This is a genomic window from Halalkalibacillus sediminis, from assembly GCF_002844535.1.
Lineage (GTDB): Bacteria > Bacillota > Bacilli > Bacillales > Alkalibacillaceae > Halalkalibacillus_A > Halalkalibacillus_A sediminis.
On record NZ_PJNH01000001.1, the window covers coordinates 712,413 to 730,698 of the forward strand.

Below are 18,286 nucleotides of genomic sequence, written 5' to 3' on the forward strand. Positions count from 1 at the left end.
GTTTACTCATTTACCTCGAATTTATATCCGACACCCCATACGGTCACAATCATTTTAGCTGCATCTTCGGATACTTTATTCAATTTTTCTCTTAGTCTTTTCACATGAGTATCAACAGTTCTTAGGTCGCCAAAGAATTCATACTCCCACACTTCCTTGAGGAGTTCTTCTCGGTCAAAAACTTTATCAGGTGTTTTAGCTAAATAATAAAGTAACTCATATTCTTTAGGAGTCAAATTCACTTCTGTATCATCCGCCAGTACACGATGAGCATCCTTATCTATTGATAAATGCGGATATACTAAAACGTCATGTGAATCTGATTCAGTCTTAAGAAACTTCGTTGCAGAAGAGCGTCTTAGTAGTGCTTTAACACGTAATACAACTTCCCTTGGACTGAAAGGCTTAACGATATAATCATCAGCACCTACTTCAAATCCTTGGACGCGGTTCGATTCTTCTCCTTTAGCTGTGAGCATGATGACAGGGGTAGCTTTTTGTTCTCTGAGTTTAGTGCATACTTCAACCCCATCCATCTCTGGTAGCATTAAATCAAGTAAAATAGCATCATAATCTGTAGCTAAAGACATTGACAATGCTTCTTGTCCATCGGCAGCCTCCTCGATCTCATAACCTTCTCTTGATAGATATAGTTTTAATAATCGACGAATTCGTTCTTCATCATCCACTACTAAAATTTTTGCTTCTTCAGACATTTCGCAACAGCTCCTTTAACTGATCAAACGATTTAAGCGTAAGAGTGTAACCCTGAAATAACTAGGTTGACCACAATCAAGTTAATCATGATGATTGCAAAGCCAATAACTGCTAACCAAGCAGATTTTTTACCATGCCAGCCTCTTGCAAGACGCAGATGAAGAAAGGCTGCATAGAAAAGGAATGTAACTAGTGCCCATACTTCTTTAGGGTCCCATCCCCAGAAACGACCCCAGGCCTGTTCTGCCCATATAGCTGCAAATACTAAGCCACCAAGGAAGAACACCGGAAACCCGATAGATACAGCACGATACATGATTTCATCTACACGATCAGGGTTCATCTTAATGAAGAAAGGCTGTAAACTTGCTCCCACACGTTTCCGTAAGATGAGCCGTAAAAATCCGTATAAAATAAGTCCACCTAAAATCGACCAAACAAAGCTATTCAGTTTACGTCCAGCGTCTGCACCATTCATCCACCCTGGAGTTTCTATTCCAGTTGTAAATGCACCTTCAGTTAATACTTCTGAATCATGTGGTTCGAATAATGTTGGTAACTCATAAGATGTCTGACGTTCTCCTCCATCTATCATCTGTGTAAATTCAACTTCATAATTCATCACACTGAACGACGTGGACAAAATAATAAACGCCAGCGTCGCACAAATGGAATATAAAATGAATTCCAACCAAAAAGTCTCTTTAGAACGAACTGACTGATTCACCGTGATGAGCAAATAAATCAATCCTGCGATAAAACTGATTGAAAGAATTGCTTCACCTAAAGAGACTGTAGTTACATGAATGTACAACCAATGAGATTGTAAAGAAGGAACCAATGGTGATAATTCTCTTGGGAACATGCTACCATAACCGATGATTAGTGTGGCAATTGGTAAAGCAAAGAGTCCCATCACAGTTTCTCTATAAATGAAATATATAATGATAAACCCTAATACCATCATCATCCCAAAAAATGCAATGAATTCAAACATATTGCTTACGGGAGCATGTCCAGAAGCTATCCACCTTACGATAAAAAATACAAGTTGTGATAGAAAACCTATGATGGTAATTGAAATAGCGATTTTTGCAGCTTTAGACTTCATATTTGCAGAACGTTTATTTCCTATGGTAGCCCCGAAAAACATAGTAGCTACCAAATAAGCAATAAATGCCCCGTACAAAAAGTTACTACTTAGTTGTACTAAATCCATAATAGTCCCTCCTTATTCCTTTAATTCCTGTTGATCTTCCGTCATATTAATTTTGGTTTTTTCGATTGATTGTTCGATATCTTGCTTGATTCCATGCCAATTCTTGTTCGTGTGTGCAGCTAGAAGAATTCCTTTTTCTTTTGGCTGAATCCAGATACGTCGGTGGTGCCAGTATAGACCTTGACTCACACCGATCAAGAAGATTGCTGCACCTAATCCAAACATCCATAAAGTCCGGTCTTTTTTCACTGAAAGACCGGATGCTGTAATTAATTCAGAGTCAGAGTATGATACATCATAAACCCCACCTTCAGAAAGTGGTAAAACTTCTTGTTCTAAGTAAAAGAAGCGTTCACCATCTTCATTTTCAGGTCCACTCAAATTAAAGATGATCCCCGGATTCCGTGGATATTTCGAGTCGGATGATGCTCCTTCATCTGTGATAGTGAATTGTGGATACCACTCTTCCACTTCCATTTGGTAACCATCGCCCAAATCAATTTTTTGAGGAGCTTCTCCTGTATCATATTCAAATTCTTTGATTGCATTTCCTTCAGCATCACTCAATTCAAGTTCAATGGATGCATATTCACTTTGTATTTGTGAACCTGCTTGGAAGATTGAATAACCATCAAAAGTTAATGGCTGGTTCAAACGAATCTCTCCTTCAGATACAGGTTCCAATTCAGGTTCTTGCCCAGCTATTGTGTCCCCTTTTACTTTGTAGACCACTGCATTAGTCTGAAAATTACTCGGGACATCAAATTCTTCATTTTCTAATGCTTCTTGGAAGCGTTCGTCGTTTCGGTCATATGTTTCGTAAATAAATTCCTTATTCTCGATGTAATATTCTTGTTGGGTAGAAGGGATAATTTTCGTTTCTCCTTCTCGAACCCACACGTACCCTTCACTATAGAAGAAAGGGAACATGCGAAGAATTGCTGCTAATAATATAATGATCAAACCAATATGATTAACGTATGGACCCCAACGAGAAAAACGATTTTTCTCAGCCATAATGTGGCCGTTTTCAGAAGTGATTTTATATCGCTTCTTTTTCAGATTTTCTACCATGCGATTTTGATCTTCTGATGTAGCACTTGTTGATTCGCTGAATAATCGCTGTCTACGGATGAAAACCTCATGTCTTTTAGGACTTTGGTTTTTCAAAGCTCTATGTAGAGGTACTACTCGGTCAATTGAACAGATAATCAATGAAATACCAATCAAAGCGATTAATGTAATATACCACCATGAACTATATAAATTATGGAATCCTAATTGGTAATAAATCTGACCAGCCATTCCATACTCATCTTTATAATAGACTTCGGCAGGTAATGGTGATTGGATATGAGGTTCCTGAGGATAGATTGTACCTACAGCTGAAGCTATAAGTGCAACGACTATCAGCCATACTCCAACCTTAACCGAAGAAAACCATGCCCATACCTTATCAACTAATGTTCGTTTATACGTCTTCGATCGACGAGCGCTGCCATCGTATCTCATATCTAATAGTTTTCGATCATCATTTCCATCAATATGCTGATTCCCCTGGATAGGTTTCCCGCATGCTTCACAAAGAACCGTACCTTCGTGATTGATGTGTCCGCATTCGCATTTTATTTTTTCCATGAAAAAACCCCTCAACTTCAGTCGATAAAATTAACTCTGAGGTACAATTTCTTGCAGGTAAGTTTCTAAGCGATCCAATGTAAGAGGTCCTTTTACGATTCTCTCAATAGAACCATCAGGATTGACAAAATAAGAAGTAGGCAATGGAACTACTTGATATAAATCCATAATCACACTGCTTTTGTCATGTACACTTGGAAAACTTAAATCTAATCGATTATAAAAATTATTAATTACTAATTCATTTTTATCTACACTTACTGCGATGATTTCAATACCTTTTTCTTCATACTCTTGATATAACTCGTCCATGTAGGGCATCTCTTTTTTACAAGGTTCACAATAGGTCGCCCAGAAATTAATCATCACACCTTTACCCTTTAATTCTTCTAATTCAATAGAACCATCAGTATCTAAACGGTCCAATTTGAAATTTGGTGCTTGATCACCTTCTGTAAGTGCCGGGTTGTCTTTTTGAGCATTCACTACCAACACCGCAACCAGTGTGAGAACCAAGGTCGAAAGGACTACAGTTCTGAAAATATATCTTTTTTTCTTTTTAGGATTCATAAGGACCACTCCTTAACTGCAATTATAACACTTGGCTTAAAGTAACAAATGATGATGTTTGAACATTATTTAACATTTTGCTGTGATTCCTCAAGTAGCAGTTTAACCTCGTGGGGATTTAGTTCACGGTACTGTCCTGGATTCATCCCTTCCAGAGTAATTGGACCGAATCTCTCACGTTTCAATTTATCAATCCTATAACCGAGGGCTTCGAACATCCTGCGCACTTGTCTATTCTTACCTTGATGAAGTGTCAGTTCTACAATACATTTCTTTTTAGACTTATCCGCTGATAACATTCGAGATTTTACTGCTTTTAGTCTTTCACCTTCATGAACGACACCTTTTTTCAGTTGAAGAACCTCTTCTTTTGATAATAGACCGTCTACTTTTGCCACATATACTTTATCCAATTCGTATTTGGGATGAATCAGTTTTTGTGTGAAATCTCCATCGTTTGTCAAAATTAGAATTCCGGAAGTATCATAGTCCAAACGACCAACTGGATATAGGCGTTCTTCAATTTCTTCGCTGATGAGATCAGTAACTACCTTCCGACCTTTCTCATCACTGACACTAGAAATTACACCTCGGGGTTTGTACAAGAGGAAATATTTTGGTGCTTCTCTCTCGATCGGTACACCATCAACTTCGATGACATCATTCCCTGTCACTTTTGTACCTAGTTCAGTGACTTTTTTCTTATTCACTTTCACTCTTCCATCTTCAATCAACTTTTCAGCTTTTCTTCTTGAAGTAATCCCACTTTTAGCGATTACTTTTTGTAAACGTTCTCCGCTTGTAGTCATTCCATTCACCTCTTAGTTTGTTCACTTTATTATCAACATATAGCATAAAAAGCGCTAACAGATTACGTTAACGCTTTCGACGTATAAATTAAACGATGTAAATTTACTACTTATCCGAACACCGCATAACAGATCATTAACGACGCTATTATACCAATAAGGTCAGCAAGTAGTCCAACTTTAAGCGCGTCACCCATCCTTTTGATACCGACTGCACCAAAATATACTGTCAACACATACAGAGTGGTGTCTGTACTACCTTGCATGACTGATGCCAATTTCCCAATGAAAGAATCAGGTCCTTCATTTTTAATCAGATCTGTAACTACCCCTAATGAAGCAGTTCCAGATATAGGTCTGGTCAAAGCAAGAGGAACGATTTCACTTGGTACATGCAGTAATTGCAAGAGAGGAGAAAGAAAACCTACAAAAGCATCCATCGCACCTGACGCTCTGAAAATACTGATAGAAACGACCATACCTAATAAAAAAGGAAGCAAGGAAACGGCGATCGATACACCTTCCTTACCTCCTTCCACGAATTTTTCATAGGTCGGTACTTTTTTATAAGTTCCATATAGCAAGATTGTCAGAATCAGTAGAGGGATAATCCAATTGCTTATTTGTATAATCACATCATCACACCTCGCGTTCTGCGATAGTAAAAGTATCGATCTATTAGCAAAGCTCCTATAGTAGAAATCATTGTAGCTATGATCGTCGGGGCAACAATTTCTGTGGGAGCCACAGATTCATACTTCATACGAATAGCCAAGACTGTAGTAGGAATAAGTGTCACACTTGAGGTATTCAGGGCTAGGAAGGTTATCATCGACCGAGAAGCTTCCGGCCGATCTCCATTCAACTTTTTCATTTCTTTCATTGCCTTTAAACCAAGAGGCGTCGCTGCATTTCCAAGCCCGAAAATATTTGCAGAGAAATTAGATAAAATGTAACCCATCGCTGGATGGTTTGGAGGAATGTCAGGGAATACCACCTTAAAAATCGGCTTAAAAAAATGAGCTAATTTTTCAAGTAATCCAGCCTCTTCAGCAATTTTCATTAAACCCAACCAAAAGACGAGGATACTAACCAAACTGATACACAGGAATACTGCCTCATCAGCACTTGTGAAAATAACTTCATTCACTTCTTCTACAGTTCCGTTGAAAAAGGAATAGATAATCCCTATTGCTGCGAGACCTACCCAAATTAAATTGACCATTTCATCACACCGTTCAACTGTTTCCAAACATCGCGATATGAATCAAAGAAGGAAGGGAAATTCAAGATCTCATCTCTATTTTCGTCATTCTCATCACTATCTAACTTTTCGAATGCATATTTATATAATTGTCTATGGTCATTCCAATCATCTGGAGCCTGGAGTGTTACAACAACAATATCATCACCATTATGGGAAGCAGTGGAAACCAGTGTTCTTCCAGCCTGTCCTGTGTAACCAGTTTTTCCACCCGTGCAAAAATCACTGTAACTTTGTAGTAATTTGTTTTTATTAAACCAAGAGTAATCTATATTTTCAGAGCGATATTGTTTTCGACCGAATATCTCTTTGAACTGTTCGTTCGAATTCATGGCATAAGTAGTTAATAGAGCCATGTCATACGCAGTTGAATAATGACCTTCTTCATCGAGACCATGTGGATTTTGGAAAGAGCTATTATCCATGCCGATCCAACGTGCTTTCTCATTCATTAGATAAGCAAAGCCTTTCTCACTACCCGCTACATGCTCAGCAATTGCAACTGCAGCGTCATTACCTGAACGAAGCAACAACCCATTCACCAAATCCTCTAAAGTGTAAACTTGACCTGCTTTAGTATATATAGACGATCCAGCCATTCTTGACGCATATGGACTAATTGTCACCCGATCATCGAGTTCAGATTGTTCAATAGCTACGATTGCAGTTAGTATTTTAGTGATACTAGCAATCTCCCTTGATTCATTAGCATTTTTTTCATAAAGTATTTCTTTCGTGTTCATATCCATTACGATCGCATTTCTGGCAGAAACACCTATATCTGCGCTCACTTGCATAGGAGGTATCATTAAAATCAATACTGACAAAATAACTAACCATCTGATCATAGGTAACCTTTCTCCTTCAGCTGTTAAAGTTAACTATAATCAATATATGTACAAGTTCTCTGAATATGAAAAAAGAAGTTAAGCACTAATGTACTCAACTTCTTGAGAAAAACTTGTCTTCTCGCCAAGTTATAATGGCGAAAGCCTTAGTTCTTCACATACTTTATTCGTTTAACAAAGTTAAACATTCTTAAAGTATAAAAAAGTATTTACTATTTAATTTCCAAATAATCGATTTCCTCTCGAACCGTTTGAAATCTCGGCTCAATTTTGCAAATCAACGCTTCAATCTCCACCCCACTCTTATGCTGGAGATCAATTGAACATTTATCAGCGTATGATGCACGACTATCTTCATACCACAAATCATCTTTTGGAGTGAAAAACTCAGTGACACACTTGAAATATATCCCTTTAAAAACTTTATCAATAATCTCTTGATTTAAGTGATCGTGCTTCTTAAGTTTTCTTAACGCTTTACATCCTTCTGAACAGTATACTTCTAAAAAACGCAACTGCTTCAAAACTGATTGAATATATTCCTCATCGATTAACTCTTCATCCTCTAGTATCGTATCAACACATTGGTGGTTCAAAAAATCCGTCAAATCTGACTCAATTGCAGCTATTTGTTCATCAATCGATTCGATTTGTGCGATTAGCTCTGCGCTCATTTAAAATGTAGATCCTCCTTGGGAAACCTCGTATGTTTAGTTATTCCATTTCACTAAAAAATAAATCAGCTTCTTCTTCTGCTTGGTTCACATCCTCATCAGGTAATGGTGGTAAATCTTGCAATGATGATAGACCGAAGAACGTAAGGAATTCTTTCGTAGTCTGATAGAGAATCGGACGTCCGCTTGTCTCTTTTCTTCCGCCTTCTTCTATCAGCATCCTCGAAACTAGCGTTTGAATCGGTCCTTCACACTTAACACCTCTTATATCTTCTATCTCTACTCTAGTTATCGGTTGTCGATAAGCAATTATTGATAAAGTTTCTAATGCCGCTTGTGATAATCGTGAAGATAAGTTGGTTTCTTTCATTTTTTCAAGGTAAAGAGAATGCTCTGGCTTTGTTGTTAAAAAATAAATTTCTTTTTGTTCTAATATAGCAAGACCTCTTTGACTGTCTTCATACTCATATCGTAGTTCCTCTAAAATGAGGTGGACTGACTCTTTATCAACATCAAGAATTTTTTTCATCTGTGAAATTGAAAGACCTTCGTCGCCTGAGACGAATAACAACCCTTCAAGTACACCTTTCAATTGTTTTAATTCCATTCATGATCCTCCACCAAAGCAATATATATATTCTCAAAATTTTTATCCTGTTTACATGTAATTCTCATCGACTTCATCAGTTCCAAGACTGCTAAAAAAGAAGCAACTATTTGAAAGCGTTCCGCCGCCTCCATCAAATGTTCGAATTCAATCGCTTGATCTGCCAACTCGAGTTTACGAACAATTTCGTCCATTCGGTCATCGATAGAAATCTCTTGCCTTTGAATAGTTGTTTCAATCGGTTCCATCAACTTTCTTCTCCTGAGGACTTTTTGAAAAGCATTTGTCAAATCAACCACACTGCATTCATCGCTCTTCTCTACCTGAACAGTTGGTTCGATTGAAGATAGGTCTGCTGGAGGCCTCATATGTACCTGATGGCCCTCTGCCTCCAATTGATGCAGTAAGGTAGATGCTTCCTTATACTTTTTATACTCGATCAATCGCTCAATGAGTTCATCCCGCGGGTCTTCTTCATATTCATCTTCCACTTCCAGTTCTTGTTTCGGAAGCAACATTTGACTTTTAATAGCCAGCAATGTCGCTGCCATTACCAAATATTCACTTGCTATATCCAAGTGTAAATCTTGCATCGCGTGAATATAAGACATGTACTGGTCTGTAATTTTTTTTAGTGGAATGTCATATATATCAATTTCATATTGATTGACCAAGTGCAACAAAAGATCCAATGGCCCTTCGAACGAATCCAATTTCACATTATATACTGCATTCATCTTTTCACTCTTTTCAAACTCTATAATCTGTATGACTTTAATCAAATAGTAACAAATCTCAACGAAGAAAGGAATAGGGATTAGGCTACATGTAAGAGTTAGTTGAATTAAATAGTATATTTCTTCATACTAAAATTAACTTTTGTGAGAGGTTGATACAATGTATCCCAAACTCTATATAGAATATTTATATCATTTCCATTATACGAGAGATTACTTTGAATGCCATGAGGTCCTTGAAGAATTATGGAAAAGTGAAAAACCTATCAAAAGAGATAGTGTATGGGTTGGACTGATCCAATTAGCTGTCGCTCTTTACCATCAAAGAAGAGATAACTTTGTTGGTGCAAACAAATTGATTTCATCCGCTACCGAAAAAATGAAAAATCAAAAGGTCGAGATGGAGAAGATCGGTATCGACTATATTGAGATTCTCAATTTAAGTAATAAAATTAAACACTCAATAGAAATTGAAGCTAGTTATCAAAGTTATAATCTGCCTATCAAAGATAATCGCCTGCGGAAAGAATTAACTGAATACGCAAGCAAACAAGGAATCAATAAAATTAAATATAATGTTGAAGATCTAAAGATCATCCATCGCCATCTTGAGCCCTATCGTTCAATGTCATAAAAAAAGGCTCTGTTAAAGTTTAATATTGATATTTATAGAAAAACAGAACTTCCATAAACCTGGAAGTTCTGTTTGGTTTTATTGTCTTATTAAATTAACGCACCCTTTAATGGAATAAGATTTCGATTCTTATTGTTACGTTAAAAATATAAGTGGATTAAAAATTGGCAAATTAGTAGCAAATGGAATCAATAAAAATATAAAAGCCCATACTTTTTCATCTGAGTTCAATTCAATCTTTTTAAATAAGGATATTAACATTACCACAAAAAAGATTGGGTAAGATAGTAAACCAAAATAAAAAAGCGAATATCCAACATACCAGTCAAAATTAACTATTAAGAATTCTGAAGAAAAATGAGCTACAACAGAAAAGAGCCACGAAATTATAATAAAAGTCACGATAGAAAACCAAAACCATTTTGGAAATTTACTCATCATAATTCACCCCATTTTCTTAAACTCTGTTAAACTAAACGGCCCGTTAGTTGAATAAAGAAAAAAACTTTATACAGTAAACTTAGATAATCTTAGTGTATCATTTGTTTCTATATTTGGAATTAGATCCGTTTTAATATTATATCGATCATTGTGACTTCATTTCGCTGATTTTGGATGCTTTCTAATACCGTAAACGATGTTTTTCCCCTGGATTAAGTTTTTGAATGGCTTTAAGGATATCGGTTGCTCTCACAGTCATCACCAACTCATCTTTGCTAACTTCATAGCAGAACTCTTGTTCTATTTAAGCGAATATCAACAACTCTTTAACAGAGCCTAAAAATAAAAAAAGACCATTCGTGGATTAATTCCATGAATGGTCTTCTTAATTTATTTATCACAACTCTGAAAAAATCGTTCAGTGTTTTCGTTGGCAGTGATGATATATTTTGAATCATATTGCTCTTTGACTGCCTGAACCATTTTCTTACCTATTCCCTGACCTCGATGTGATGGGGTAACACTTATATGTTGAACCACCATCTTTTCATCTTCTAATCGTACACCAATTGCTCCTAATATATCTTCTTCTTTCCACAAGAACAGTTTCCAGGAATCGTTTGATTCATATTCTTTGATTGTCGTCTGTAGTTTTTTTACTTCTTTCTCTTCAGGCATGAAAGATAGAAGTCCCATCGCAATCTTTTCAAAGCTTTTCTTATATTTTATTAACATAAATACCCCTCTTAATATACTTCACAGTGTATTCTCCTTATACCGATATCACAGTATAACAAACAAGATTTGCTTTGTACAATTTATACTCTATTAGTTTTAAGTGATTTGTCAAACCATTGTTTAATAAAAGCATTACCACAAACCAAACATTCATACATCCTTAATATGAAGGGGGCATTCTATTCGGAACTGACTTTAGAATTATTTTTCAACAACTACTTTTTCCATTACGTCACCAGGTTTGACCCGATCAACAATCTCTACCCCGTCTGTTACCTGTCCGAAAACAGTATGTCTTCCATCCAAATGTGGCTGAGGTGAATGGCAAACGAAGAACTGACTTCCACCTGTATCTTTACCTGCGTGAGCCATTGATAAAGTTCCTCGTTGATGCTTATGAGGATTCCCTTCTGTCTCACACTTAATAGTATATCCAGGTCCACCTGTGCCATCGCCTTTAGGGCAACCGCCCTGAATCACGAAATTAGGAATCACGCGATGGAAGGTTAAACCGTCATAAAAACCATCCTCTGCTAGTTTCACAAAGTTGTCTACTGTATTCGGTGCTTCTTGATCGTATAAATCAATCTTAATCTGTTCTCCATTTTCAAAATGAATGGTTGCTTGTTTCATCTGAATCCCTCCAATTTATTATTCATATGATAAATCATATCGTAAAACATCTTTATAATGTTCACGCTTAACAACTAATTGATCTTTTCCATTTTCCACAAAAACAACTGCAGCTTTAGGAAAGCGGTTGTAATTGTTCGACATAGCATAACCATATGCACCTGTCGAATACACGGCAAGAAGATCCCCATTTGCAATTTCAGGGACTTTCAAATCCCAGATTAGCATATCACCTGATTCACAACACTTACCAGCGATTGAAACTAACTCTGTACGTTCCTGGTCCAATTTATTTGCAACGACCGCATCGTATTTTGCTTGATAAAGTGCAGGGCGGATGTTATCTGTCATTCCACCATCTACAGATGCATACTTCCTTACATTGGGTACTTCTTTAATCGAACCTATAGTATATAAAGTTGTTCCTGCATCACCCACAATTGAGCGACCTGGTTCTATCCAGATTTCAGGAAGTTTTAAATTTTTATCAGTAGCATGTTGTTGAACCGATTCAACCAAAGCGACCACATACTCATTCAGGGGTAAAGGTTCATCTTCATCTGTATATTTAATACCGAACCCTCCACCTAGGTTAATGACTGACGCTTCATAATCAAAGGTTCTGTTCCATCGCCCTAATGCCTCAAAAAGTTTTCGAATTGCCATGATGAACCCAGAAGTTTCAAAGATTTGAGAACCAATATGACAATGGACACCTAAGACCTTAAATCGATCATCATCTAACAATTGTTGTAATGCCTGATCCGCCTGATCACTGTTAATATCAAAACCGAACTTGGAGTCTTCTTGTCCAGTCAAAATATAATCATGAGTATGAGCTTCGATTCCTGGAGTTAGACGAAGTAATACATTCACTTCTTTATCGTACTCATACAATAAGTCCTTTAATAAGGCTATTTCATAGAAATTATCTACCACGATGCAACCGATGTCCTGCTCAATTGCCATCCGAAGTTCTGCTTCGCTTTTGTTGTTGCCATGGAGATGTATTTTCTCTCTAGGAAAATCCGCTTCTATTGCCGTATATATTTCTCCTTCAGATACGACGTCCAAGCTCAATCCTTCCTGTTTCGCAACTTGTAACATTGCAATCGAAGAGAAAGCCTTGCTTGCATACGCTACTTGGAAAGGTACTTCTAGCTTTTGGAACGTATGTACAAAGGAACGAGCGTTTTCTCTAACACGCTCTATATCGTATACGAATAAAGGGGTTCCGTATTTATCTATTAAATCTAGCGCACTTATACCGCCTATATGTAAATAATTCGAATTCATTCTCTCATACCTTTCTATTGTTTATACAGCAACTAGTGGGAAGTTAGTCACAGACACAAGAGATTTAATAACGTTAACTTACCACATGGATTAATATCAATCAATCTTTTAGTATCTTTCAGAATAATTGCAATAATGTATCGTTTTAAATAGATATTGGGATAAAGTCGATAATAACACAAAACAATGACCACATATTAATTGTGGCCATTGTTTCTTAAGCGATCATTATTTTGTGGATGAACAATACTTGGTCTTTGTCGATTCAACGGAACAGATACACGGAACAATATGTGCATCATTGCTCGAGCATTGAAAGGAATCAATGGCCAAAAGTATGGTGTGTTTAAAGAAACACTTCTTGCCATGAATAAAATATAAAGCGTAACTCCGATGACGAACCCTTTCACCCCTAATAATGCAATAAAGAGGATTAACACCAATCTGGTCAATTTATTCGCTATAGCCAATTCATAACTCGGTGTCGAGTAGGAACCTATTGCACTTAGTGCTACGTAAAGAATAACTTCTGGGCCAAATAAACCAACTTCGATCGCGATTTCACCAATAAGAACAGCAGCAATTAAACCCATCGCAGTTGATAGTGCGGTCGGTGTATGAATCGCAGCAATTCTCAAGAACTCAATGCCGAGGTCCGCTAAGAGAACTTGAATGATGATTGGAATGTTTCCTTCCTCATTGGGACCGATATATGATAGTTCAGGTGGTAGTAATTCTGGATGAAGAACGAAAAGTAACCATAAAGGTAATAATAACAATGAAGCAAATATCCCAAAGAAACGAACCCATCTTACAAAAGTACCGACTGTCGGTACTTGACGGTACTCTTCTGCATGTTGCACGTGGTGGAAATATGTTGTTGGTGTAATCATTACACTCGGCGAAGTATCAACCATAATTAACACATGTCCTTCAAACAAATGTGCTGAAGCTACATCAGGTCTTTCTGTATAGCGTACCTTCGGAAAAGGGTTAATACCTTGGGAGACGATGAATTCCTCTAAACTTTTATCAGCCATGGCAAGGCCATCTACTTTAATACTATTGATTTGATTCTTAATTTCATCAACTAAACCTGGATCTGCAATATCTTCTATATACACAACGCATACGTCCATTTTGGATCGTTCACCGACTTGCATGATTTCAAACCTTAATCCTTCATCCCTGACTCTTCTTCGGGTCAACCCCGTGTTTTCAATGATGTTCTCTGTGTAACCATCCCTCGCACCGCGCACAACTTTTTCAGTATCAGGTTCAGAAGGCCCTCTTCCAGGATAATTTCGAGTATCAACAATATATGCGTGACTGACTCCATCAATAACAACAATCAATAGGCCGGACAATAATTGTTGTATGGCCTTGTCCATTTCTTCTACTTTTTCAATTTGATGATTCGTCAGGCGATTTTCTACAATTTCGTCAATCTTACGTTTATTTGTTTCATCATCATTGATATCGATGATCTTCTTTAAAATTTCGATCACATAATCTGTGTCGACCAATCCATTGACGAAGTAAAAATCAATATCTCTTCCAAGTACATGCAGTGTACGGAAATCGACATCGAAAGTTACACCTATTCCAAGTTTATCTTTCAAATACTTTCTATTCCGCTGGATGGATTGATGTACTTGTTCTTTTCCTTGTTCCTTTTTCATATATGAAAACATCCTTTATCCTTTTGGCTTAAAGATAATCGCTACAAGAAAGCCAAATAAAATAGCTGAAGATATACCTGCTGAAGTCAATTGAAAAATTCCTATTGCTATCCCTAGGAATCCATGTTCTTCTGCTTGAGCCATAGCCCCATGTAGAAGAGAGTGTCCAAAGCTTGTAATTGGTACAGTAGCACCAGCACCAGCAAATTCAATCAGTTTGTCGTATAATTCAAACCCGTCCAATACTGCTCCTGCAACGACAAATGATGACATGACATGTGCTGGGGTCAATTTGAAGACATCAAGAAGTATTTGACCTACCACACAAATAGATCCTCCTACGAGAAAAGCCCATACAATTTGCATCATCAGTGATCCACCCCTTGAAGAACTACTCCATGCGCTATGCAAGGTATCGTTTCTTTTTGCTGAATCATTGTTGGGCTAAGTAAGGCACCAGTTGCAACGATCAACACTTTCTTCAACACCTTATCTTTCAACTGCTTATAAACTTGTCCGTAGGTAACAACTGCAGAACATGCACAACCACTACCACCAGCGAATACGTTTTGATTCGAGTGATAAACCATAAGACCGCAATCACCATGGATTCCCTCGACATCAAAACCCGATTCTTCTGTTAACTTTTTGAAAATCGGTGTACCCACGCTTGATAGGTCACCTGTCAGAATCAGATCATAATCAGAAGGTTGTCTGTCAAGGTCTTTCAAGTGTTGGACGACTGTATCTGCTGCAGCAGGAGCCATGGCTGATCCCATATCAAATGGATCATTCAATTGGTAATCAATCACTTTACCGATTGTTGCTGATTCAACTTGTACACCTGATTTCTCTTTATCGATGATCACGCTACCTGAACCGGTCACTGTGCTTGTAGCCGTATCCGGTTTCTGTCCTCCATATTCAGTCGGGTAACGAAATTGTCTCTCAGCCGTTGCATAATGACTACTTGCACTTGCAAGTACCCTGTTGCAATTCCCGCTGTCGATCAGTGACGACCCTATTGCTAGAGCTTCCATAGAAGTGGAACATGCGCCGAATACACATAAAAACGGTATGGATAAATCTCGAGCCACATAATTAGAGGTTACGTTCTGATTAAGAAGGTCGCCGCTAATGAACATGTCAATCGCATCTTCTCGAGTATTGCTTTTATCTAAACAAAGTTGTATGGATTTTTTTAATAAAGCTCTTTCAGCTAGTTCCCAGTTCTTTTCATCACAATGCAAATCGTCAAATGAGTAATCATACGTACTCCCTAATGGGCCAGCAGCCTCCTTCGGGCCAGTTACGGTAGAAGTTTCTTTGATGAATACGCCATTTGTGAACATCCATGACTGTTTTCCTGTTTTCATACTATTCACCTTCCATTTTCATAGCGTTACAATAGAAACTGCTGCACAGCATATCGAATCATCCCGACGATATATGCAGCAACTGTACCGAATACAATAACTGATCCAGCTAATTTGAACATATTTGTTGCTACACCGAGCACAATTCCTTCACTCCGGTGTTCCAGTGCAGCACTTGTAATTGAATTTGCAAAGCCTGTAACCGGTACTGCTGAACCTGCTCCAGCAAATTGACCCAATTTGTCATATACACCAAATCCAGTCAACAATGCTGCCAACAAAATTAAGGTCGTGACTGTCGGATTACCTGCTTGTTTAGCAGTAAAGTCAAATAGATTCATGTACATGAACGTCAACAACTGCCCGACTACACAAATCAATCCCCCGATAACAAAGGCTTTAACACAGTTAGTAAATAACTTTTTTTTAGGTTGATATTGTTTGATTGATTGTTTGTAATTATCTCTAGAGATCATATACTTCTTCCTTCCGTTCAATTAATCAATATAGATGACCCACTGGAATATCGAACCAGCGATCTTTCCAAACACGATAGCTAACAATAACTTTTCAATGTGTTGGTCTAGCCTAATTCGTTTGGCTAAAATAGGAAATACGTTTAACACTTCTGTTAGAGCTGCAGCTAACATTCCGATAAAAATACCGTGTAAAAGACCCCAAAATATCTCCATCCATAACGGAATTGTAAACTGCCAGTTACTGAACGTAAGAAATATTCCAAACAAAGCTCCAAGAATTACTCCCCACTCATACCAGCGTAGATATCCTTTAGATCTGGATACTTGGACCAATCGAGGGATAACTCCTAATACAGCTAGAAAAGCAACAAATCCTGAGCCAACTGCTAATCCTCCCGCTAAGCCTACAAAAATCTCGACGATGTAACTAATCATCATCCGTTTTATTCATCTCGTTTTCATTAAAAGAAACATAGTGATGGATATCTTGATCATAATTGAACATTTCTATTTCTAGGGGACTCGGCTCCTCATTGATTTTCTTTTTGAAAAAGTGGTTGAAAAATAGTACCATTCCAAGCCCAAGACCAATAGAGTATGGAATTTGAAACCAGAGCACACTGCGATCGATTCCACCACCACTAATCATTTTGTGTAATTGAAACTGAACCTCTTCCATACTCACATCAAAATGAAAATTCATGATTGCCATTGCTGCTCCTATAAATAGCAAGAGCCAAATACAAATAACGTAAACCGGAAAAATAGTCGATTTAGGTTGATATATGGATAAAATGGATTCAGTCGGACCTATAGTTTCAATATCATACTCGGGGTAAATGGTTTGAATCTTTTCGATGATTTCGAACAAGTCAAAGACTTTATAATTTTGGTCGTTCTTAGTTACACGGTATAAATATAAAGTTTCAAGCTTTTTCTTTACTTCATCTTTTGTACTGATCCACGCTATGTCTTTTAAATATATAGTTTGACCGGAAACGACTGTCTGCTTGTATTTCAAACGTAAATATATCACCTGTGACATGACTATCACCCTTTGAATTACTGTAAGAATAGTATGTACTTCCAAAAGAAAACCATGTACAAGAAAGAAAAAAACCTTGTGCAATAAATGCACAAGGTCACGAAAAATAAATATTTTTTATTTTTGAAGGAGATGTCCCATTTGCTCCAAAATCTGTTTCTCCAACCGAGAAACTTGGACTTGAGATATCTGTAGTCTCTTTGCTACTTCTGATTGGGTCTGATCCATATAATACCTCAGATAAATAATCAGTCTTTCCCGGTCATTCAATGTTCTGATGGCTTCTTTTAATGCTATTTTATCAAACCATCCGTTATCCTTATCAGATATTTGATCCATTAACGTTATAGGGTCACCTTCACTTTCATAAACCGTTTCGTAAATGGATTGAGGTTGTTGGTTAGCTTCAAGTGCCATCACCAACTCTTCCTTTGGCATCCCCATGGCCTCACTTAATTCACTGATAGAAGGAGTCCTTCCAAATTCTTTAGAGAGCTCATCTTTCTTCTGTCTGATTTTCTGGTTCGTTTCTTTCAATGACCTACTTACTTTAATTGTTCCGTCATCCCTTAGAAAACGTTGTATCTCCCCAATGATCATCGGTACAGCGTAAGTGGAGAAGCGGACTTCATAAGATAAATCGAATTTATCGATTGATTTGATGAGGCCTATACAACCGATTTGAAATAAATCATCTGGTTCATAACCACGGTTCAAGAACCTTTGGACCACCGACCAGACTAGACGTGTATTATTTTCAATCAATTGATTTCTGGATAGTTCATCCCCTTGCTGGCTTTTATAGATTAACTCTCTAACCTCTTCATTACTTATGGAGTGATGCTTACTAGTCTGTTTGTGTTCACTCATCATCATCAC

The 18,286-nt window shown here is 37.4% G+C and carries 22 protein-coding genes and 1 pseudogene; 1 reads left to right on the forward strand and 22 read right to left on the reverse strand.

From position 1 onward, the window contains the following. Positions 1-2: 2 nt before the first annotated feature. The 11 genes from CEY16_RS03770 to CEY16_RS03820 form a co-directional block, all read right to left on the reverse strand. Positions 3-716 (reverse strand): response regulator transcription factor, encoded by a 714-nt coding sequence (locus tag CEY16_RS03770; RefSeq protein ID WP_101330628.1) that lies wholly within the window; start codon positions 714-716, stop codon positions 3-5. Positions 717-748: 32 nt separating this feature from the next. Next, positions 749-1,936 (reverse strand): cytochrome c biogenesis protein CcsA, encoded by a 1,188-nt coding sequence (ccsA, locus tag CEY16_RS03775; RefSeq protein WP_101330629.1) that lies wholly within the window; start codon positions 1,934-1,936, stop codon positions 749-751. Positions 1,937-1,948: 12 nt separating this feature from the next. Then, a complete protein-coding gene (gene resB, locus CEY16_RS03780; protein WP_101330630.1) occupies positions 1,949-3,574 on the reverse strand; it encodes a cytochrome c biogenesis protein ResB in 1,626 nt (541 codons plus the stop codon). A 30-nt stretch (positions 3,575-3,604) separates the two neighbouring features. Next, the gene (gene resA, locus CEY16_RS03785) at positions 3,605-4,144 is read right to left on the reverse strand and encodes a thiol-disulfide oxidoreductase ResA (protein ID WP_101330631.1); all 540 of its coding nucleotides are present in this window, start codon (positions 4,142-4,144) and stop codon (positions 3,605-3,607) included. A 65-nt stretch (positions 4,145-4,209) separates the two neighbouring features. Next, a complete protein-coding gene (locus CEY16_RS03790) occupies positions 4,210-4,953 on the reverse strand; it encodes a pseudouridine synthase (protein ID WP_101330632.1) in 744 nt (247 codons plus the stop codon). Positions 4,954-5,063: 110 nt separating this feature from the next. Next, positions 5,064-5,588 carry a spore maturation protein gene (locus CEY16_RS03795; RefSeq protein ID WP_101330633.1) on the reverse strand — a complete coding sequence of 175 codons (525 nt, stop codon included), beginning with the start codon at positions 5,586-5,588 and terminating at the stop codon, positions 5,064-5,066. Further along, entirely contained in the window at positions 5,585-6,178 is a 594-nt protein-coding gene (locus CEY16_RS03800; RefSeq protein WP_101330634.1) for a nucleoside recognition domain-containing protein, read from the reverse strand. Before CEY16_RS03800 ends, CEY16_RS03795 begins: the two co-directional genes overlap by 4 nt. Further along, a complete protein-coding gene (locus tag CEY16_RS03805; RefSeq protein ID WP_101330635.1) occupies positions 6,166-7,065 on the reverse strand; it encodes a D-alanyl-D-alanine carboxypeptidase family protein in 900 nt (299 codons plus the stop codon). Before CEY16_RS03805 ends, CEY16_RS03800 begins: the two co-directional genes overlap by 13 nt. A 212-nt stretch (positions 7,066-7,277) precedes the next feature. Beyond that, positions 7,278-7,739, reverse strand: coding sequence for a DUF3907 family protein (locus tag CEY16_RS03810; protein WP_101330636.1), 462 nt, complete (start codon positions 7,737-7,739; stop codon positions 7,278-7,280). 40 nt (positions 7,740-7,779) lie between these two features. Then, complete coding sequence (gene scpB / locus CEY16_RS03815; protein ID WP_101330637.1) at positions 7,780-8,346, reverse strand: SMC-Scp complex subunit ScpB; 567 nt, start codon at positions 8,344-8,346, stop codon at positions 7,780-7,782. Beyond that, positions 8,337-9,083 (reverse strand): segregation/condensation protein A, encoded by a 747-nt coding sequence (locus CEY16_RS03820; protein WP_101330638.1) that lies wholly within the window; start codon positions 9,081-9,083, stop codon positions 8,337-8,339. The genes scpB and CEY16_RS03820 overlap by 10 nt, the downstream gene beginning before the upstream one ends. 160 nt (positions 9,084-9,243) lie before the next feature. On the opposite strand from CEY16_RS03820, the gene CEY16_RS03825 reads away from it, so the two are divergent. Next, complete coding sequence (locus CEY16_RS03825; RefSeq protein WP_101330639.1) at positions 9,244-9,717, forward strand: DUF309 domain-containing protein; 474 nt, start codon at positions 9,244-9,246, stop codon at positions 9,715-9,717. A 507-nt stretch (positions 9,718-10,224) separates the two neighbouring features. Here the strand turns inward: CEY16_RS03825 and CEY16_RS03835 are convergent. From CEY16_RS03835 to sigF, 11 genes and pseudogenes are all read right to left on the reverse strand, one after another. Beyond that, positions 10,225-10,352, reverse strand: a pseudogene (locus tag CEY16_RS03835) (IS1595 family transposase); the annotation flags it as partial. Between the two features lie 196 nt (positions 10,353-10,548). After that, the gene (locus tag CEY16_RS03840; protein ID WP_101330641.1) at positions 10,549-10,893 is read right to left on the reverse strand and encodes a GNAT family N-acetyltransferase; all 345 of its coding nucleotides are present in this window, start codon (positions 10,891-10,893) and stop codon (positions 10,549-10,551) included. 204 nt (positions 10,894-11,097) lie between these two features. Continuing rightward, positions 11,098-11,529 carry a peptidylprolyl isomerase gene (locus tag CEY16_RS03845; RefSeq protein ID WP_101330642.1) on the reverse strand — a complete coding sequence of 144 codons (432 nt, stop codon included), beginning with the start codon at positions 11,527-11,529 and terminating at the stop codon, positions 11,098-11,100. Between the two features lie 18 nt (positions 11,530-11,547). After that, positions 11,548-12,825: a diaminopimelate decarboxylase gene (gene lysA / locus CEY16_RS03850; protein WP_101330643.1), complete on the reverse strand. Its 1,278-nt coding sequence runs from the start codon at positions 12,823-12,825 to the stop codon at positions 11,548-11,550. A gap of 197 nt (positions 12,826-13,022) precedes the next feature. Next, the gene (locus tag CEY16_RS03855; RefSeq protein ID WP_238378748.1) at positions 13,023-14,507 is read right to left on the reverse strand and encodes a spore germination protein; all 1,485 of its coding nucleotides are present in this window, start codon (positions 14,505-14,507) and stop codon (positions 13,023-13,025) included. Positions 14,508-14,522: 15 nt separating this feature from the next. Then, the gene (gene spoVAE, locus CEY16_RS03860; RefSeq protein ID WP_101331132.1) at positions 14,523-14,873 is read right to left on the reverse strand and encodes a stage V sporulation protein AE; all 351 of its coding nucleotides are present in this window, start codon (positions 14,871-14,873) and stop codon (positions 14,523-14,525) included. 2 nt (positions 14,874-14,875) lie between these two features. After that, complete coding sequence (gene spoVAD, locus CEY16_RS03865) at positions 14,876-15,883, reverse strand: stage V sporulation protein AD (RefSeq protein ID WP_101330645.1); 1,008 nt, start codon at positions 15,881-15,883, stop codon at positions 14,876-14,878. Positions 15,884-15,909: 26 nt separating this feature from the next. Further along, the gene (gene spoVAC / locus CEY16_RS03870; RefSeq protein WP_101330646.1) at positions 15,910-16,359 is read right to left on the reverse strand and encodes a stage V sporulation protein AC; all 450 of its coding nucleotides are present in this window, start codon (positions 16,357-16,359) and stop codon (positions 15,910-15,912) included. A gap of 21 nt (positions 16,360-16,380) precedes the next feature. After that, on the reverse strand, positions 16,381-16,800 hold the full coding sequence (locus CEY16_RS03875) for a stage V sporulation protein AB (RefSeq protein ID WP_101330647.1): 420 nt from the start codon (positions 16,798-16,800) through the stop codon (positions 16,381-16,383). Continuing rightward, positions 16,790-17,407, reverse strand: a complete 618-nt coding sequence (locus tag CEY16_RS03880; protein ID WP_101330648.1) for a stage V sporulation protein AA — start codon at positions 17,405-17,407, stop codon at positions 16,790-16,792. Before CEY16_RS03880 ends, CEY16_RS03875 begins: the two co-directional genes overlap by 11 nt. A 117-nt stretch (positions 17,408-17,524) precedes the next feature. Continuing rightward, a complete protein-coding gene (sigF, locus tag CEY16_RS03885) occupies positions 17,525-18,280 on the reverse strand; it encodes an RNA polymerase sporulation sigma factor SigF (RefSeq protein WP_420795508.1) in 756 nt (251 codons plus the stop codon). Positions 18,281-18,286: the final 6 nt, after the last annotated feature.

Coding starts and splice junctions, on each gene's coding strand:
- CEY16_RS03770 (WP_101330628.1), bottom strand. CDS start 716: ATGTCTGAAGAAGCAAAAATTTTAGTAGTGGATGATGAAGAACGAATT.
- ccsA (WP_101330629.1), bottom strand. CDS start 1,936: ATGGATTTAGTACAACTAAGTAGTAACTTTTTGTACGGGGCATTTATT.
- resB (WP_101330630.1), bottom strand. CDS start 3,574: ATGGAAAAAATAAAATGCGAATGCGGACACATCAATCACGAAGGTACG.
- resA (WP_101330631.1), bottom strand. CDS start 4,144: ATGAATCCTAAAAAGAAAAAAAGATATATTTTCAGAACTGTAGTCCTT.
- CEY16_RS03790 (WP_101330632.1), bottom strand. CDS start 4,953: ATGACTACAAGCGGAGAACGTTTACAAAAAGTAATCGCTAAAAGTGGG.
- CEY16_RS03800 (WP_101330634.1), bottom strand. CDS start 6,178: ATGGTCAATTTAATTTGGGTAGGTCTCGCAGCAATAGGGATTATCTAT.
- CEY16_RS03805 (WP_101330635.1), bottom strand. CDS start 7,065: ATGATCAGATGGTTAGTTATTTTGTCAGTATTGATTTTAATGATACCT.
- CEY16_RS03810 (WP_101330636.1), bottom strand. CDS start 7,739: ATGAGCGCAGAGCTAATCGCACAAATCGAATCGATTGATGAACAAATA.
- scpB (WP_101330637.1), bottom strand. CDS start 8,346: ATGGAATTAAAACAATTGAAAGGTGTACTTGAAGGGTTGTTATTCGTC.
- CEY16_RS03820 (WP_101330638.1), bottom strand. CDS start 9,083: ATGAATGCAGTATATAATGTGAAATTGGATTCGTTCGAAGGGCCATTG.
- CEY16_RS03825 (WP_101330639.1), top strand. CDS start 9,244: ATGTATCCCAAACTCTATATAGAATATTTATATCATTTCCATTATACG.
- CEY16_RS03840 (WP_101330641.1), bottom strand. CDS start 10,893: ATGTTAATAAAATATAAGAAAAGCTTTGAAAAGATTGCGATGGGACTT.
- CEY16_RS03845 (WP_101330642.1), bottom strand. CDS start 11,529: ATGAAACAAGCAACCATTCATTTTGAAAATGGAGAACAGATTAAGATT.
- lysA (WP_101330643.1), bottom strand. CDS start 12,825: ATGAATTCGAATTATTTACATATAGGCGGTATAAGTGCGCTAGATTTA.
- CEY16_RS03855 (WP_238378748.1), bottom strand. CDS start 14,507: ATGAAAAAGGAACAAGGAAAAGAACAAGTACATCAATCCATCCAGCGG.
- spoVAE (WP_101331132.1), bottom strand. CDS start 14,873: ATGCAAATTGTATGGGCTTTTCTCGTAGGAGGATCTATTTGTGTGGTA.
- spoVAD (WP_101330645.1), bottom strand. CDS start 15,883: ATGAAAACAGGAAAACAGTCATGGATGTTCACAAATGGCGTATTCATC.
- spoVAC (WP_101330646.1), bottom strand. CDS start 16,359: ATGATCTCTAGAGATAATTACAAACAATCAATCAAACAATATCAACCT.
- CEY16_RS03875 (WP_101330647.1), bottom strand. CDS start 16,800: ATGATGATTAGTTACATCGTCGAGATTTTTGTAGGCTTAGCGGGAGGA.
- CEY16_RS03880 (WP_101330648.1), bottom strand. CDS start 17,407: ATGTCACAGGTGATATATTTACGTTTGAAATACAAGCAGACAGTCGTT.
- sigF (WP_420795508.1), bottom strand. CDS start 18,280: ATGATGAGTGAACACAAACAGACTAGTAAGCATCACTCCATAAGTAAT.